Raw genomic sequence first — 3067 nt, 5'->3', positions numbered from 1 at the left:
CAGAGCGGCACTTCGGCGTCCCGCAGGACATAGAGTGGGCGCTCGACGGCGGGCGGATCGTGCTCCTGCAGGCTCGGCCGATGACCGCGCTCCCGCTCGAGCCACCGGTGCTCAACCGCTTTCAGAAGGTGATGACGCCGTTCTTCCTGGAGATGTTCACGTCGCGCCCGTATCCGCTCGACGTCACAGGGTGGCTGCGCCCCGGCGTCGAACGGATGCTCGGCATCATGATGGGCAGCGTGGGCGTCCGCTTTCCACCGCTCGGCCGGCTCGTCCGCGAGCGGGACGGCGTGGCCCTGCAGCTTGTCCCAGCCCAGCCTCGGCCCAGCCTGCTCACCTTCGGTGCGCCCCTCGCCGTTCTTCGCCGCGCCCGGCGCTACCGGACGAGCGATTGGACCGAGGACCGGCTGTTCGCCGAGTTCGAGGCTGCCGTCGACGCCCTCGACACCGAAGACCCGGCAACGCTTTCATGGCCCGGACTCTTGGACCGCGTCGATCGCTGCACCGCCGCCATGGAGCCACTAGCGCGAATCCGCGCCGCGTATCTTCCCGGCGCGTTCCTGCCGTTTGCCCCGCTGCGGCTCGGGCTTGCGTTGATGGGCCTCAACAGGCTCGCGTCGCCGCTCGTTGCGGGGGCGCGCACCCGGACCCGCGCTGGCAACGACGCGCTCGAGGCGCTCGCCGACGTCGTGCGTGCGGATCCTGCGTTGTCTGCTGCGGCCCAGGAACTCGACGCGAGCGAATTCCTTGACGCTGTCCGCACGCGCCCCGAATTCGCGGACTTTCGAGAAAGGTTCACGGAATACCTCTCCACGTATGGGCATCGCGAGTCGGTGAGCATCGTCATCGCGACCGCTCCGACGTGGCGCGACGACCCGACACCCGTGGTGGCGATGATCCAGGCGGCGGCCGCGGAGCCGCCGCGGGAGCGGGGGGTGAACCCCGGCGACGCTGCGCTGGAAGAACTCCTCGCCCACCCGCTCTTGCGATGGCGGCGAGCGGCGCGCGCCGCTCGGGGCATCGTGGATGCCGCGCGGCATGGCCTCGCATTCAGGGAGGACACCCACTTCTTCATCACGCGCGTCCTGCCGCCGCTGCGGGCCACGTTCCTCGAGCTTGGCCGTCGGCTCGTGGCCGCGGGCGCGCTCCCCGCGGCGGAGGACGTCTTCCACCTCCGTCTCGAAGAGCTCCGCGCGATCAGCTCGCCCGAGGGGATGGACGGCGACGAACGCGCCCGCCTGGGTGCCGTCGTCGCGCGCCGGGCGGCCTTGCGCCGTGAGTACGCGGGCGTGCCGATGCTGGACCTCGCGGTCGTCGTACCGCGCGAGACCGACGACGGCGCTGGCGCACTTCTGACTGGCACTGCGGCGAGCGGCGGGGTCGCCGAGGGGCCGGTCCGGATCGTGCACGGACCCGAAGAGTTCGGGGCGCTGCGCGCGGGCGAGGTGCTCGTGTGCCCGAACACGAACCCCTCGTGGACACCGCTCTTCGCTCGGGCGGCCGCCGTGGTCGTCGATACGGGTGGGCTGGGCTCGCACGCGGCGATCGTCGCGCGGGAGTATGGTGTGCCCGCCGTCATGGGCACCGGGCGCGGCACGTCGGTGCTCCGGGACGGGCAGCGCGTCCGCGTGGACGGGAGCCGAGGCCGGGTGGACGCCGCGTGACGGGGCAGGCGGGAGCCGCCCGGATCGGGACTACCCGGATCGGGACCGAGCGCGTCGGGATTGTGGGCGGCGGGATCGTGGGGATGGCGATCGCGCGGGCCCTCGCGCTGACCGGCGGCTTCGACGTCTCGGTCCTCGAGAAGGAGCGTCGGGTCGCGGCACACCAGACGGGCCACAATTCCGGCGTGGTGCACGCGGGGCTCTACTACCAGCCGGGATCGCTCAAGGCCGCGCTGTGCGCGCGGGGCCGCGGGCTGACGCGCGATTACTGCGAGGACCGCGGGCTCCCGTACCGCGAGCTCGGCAAGCTCGTGGTCGCCGTGACGCCTGAGGAGATGCCACGGCTCGACGAGATCGAGCGGCGAGCCGGGGCCAACGGCGTACCGGACCTCGCGCGCATCGGCCCCGAGCGCATGCGGGAGCTCGAGCCGCATGTCGCCGGGGTGGGGGCCGTGCATTCGCCGCACACCGCCGTCGTCGATTTCGCGGCGATCACCGAGGCCATGGCCAGCGATGTTCGCCGGGCCGGCGGTCGCGTGCTGTTGGGCACCGAGGTCGTCGGGGTGCGGGCCGGCGAACGGACGACGACGGTCGCGACCCTGAGCGGGACGCACACCTTCGATCGGCTCATCGTGTGCGCGGGGCTGCAGTCGGACCTCGTTGCGCGCATGGTCGGGGCGTCGCCGTCGCCGCGGATCCTGCCGTTCCGCGGGGAGTACTGGACGCTCGCGCCCGCGCGGGCCTCGCTTGTCCGCGGCATGATCTACCCCGTGCCGGACCCGCGCTTCCCGTTCTTGGGGGTGCACTTCACGCGCGGCGTGTACGACGACGTCCACGTGGGCCCCAACGCCGTGCCCGCGCTCGCGCGCGAGGGGTACCGCTGGGGGAGCGTGTCGGTGCGCGACACCGTCGGTTCGCTCGCGTGGCCCGGGGCCGCCGCGCTGTTCCGGCAGCACTGGCGCATGGGGGTGCGCGAGGTTTCGGCCTCGGTCGCGAAGAGCCTGTATTACCGGCAGGCGCGGGCCTTCGTGCCGGAGCTGCGGCCTACTGATCTGGCGGAGAAGACCGCGGCGGGGGTGCGGGCGCAGGCGTGGGCCGCGGACGGCTCCCTGCTTGACGACTTCGCCGTGGACCAAGTCGGGTCCGTGACGCTGCTCCGGAACGCGCCCTCGCCCGCCGCGACGTCCTCGATGGCGATCGCCGAGTACGTGCTGCGGGAACACCTCGGGGTCGCGCTGCGGGACGGGTAACCCGATGGTCGTCCGCTCCTGCCCATCTTGATCCCCGATCCGGCCCAGAACGGCCGTGTCACAGGGCGATTCGCTCCGATCCGAAGACCAAGATGAGCAGGAGCGGACTGGCGGGTGAGCGGTGCGTCAGGCGGCGGCCGCTGGGGCGTGCGC

2 protein-coding genes are annotated in these 3067 nt (G+C 72.6%); both read left to right on the top strand.

The annotated features are described in order from the left end of the window. The coding region (locus tag ACLN58_RS20140; RefSeq protein WP_415857010.1) for a PEP-utilizing enzyme at nt 1-1664 on the top strand (1664 nt) is incomplete at its 5' end. Beyond that, nucleotides 1661-2914 carry an L-2-hydroxyglutarate oxidase gene (gene lhgO / locus ACLN58_RS20135; RefSeq protein WP_415857009.1) on the top strand — a complete coding sequence of 418 codons (1254 nt, stop codon included), beginning with the start codon at nt 1661-1663 and terminating at the stop codon, nt 2912-2914. The genes ACLN58_RS20140 and lhgO, both read left to right, overlap by 4 nt. Nucleotides 2915-3067: the final 153 nt, after the last annotated feature.

The organism is Sinomonas sp. G460-2 (assembly GCF_047759905.1).
Taxonomy (GTDB): Bacteria; Actinomycetota; Actinomycetes; order Actinomycetales; family Micrococcaceae; genus Sinomonas.
The sequence above is the reverse complement of the archived record's forward strand: the minus strand, read 5'-3'. Positions and strand labels throughout refer to the sequence as shown.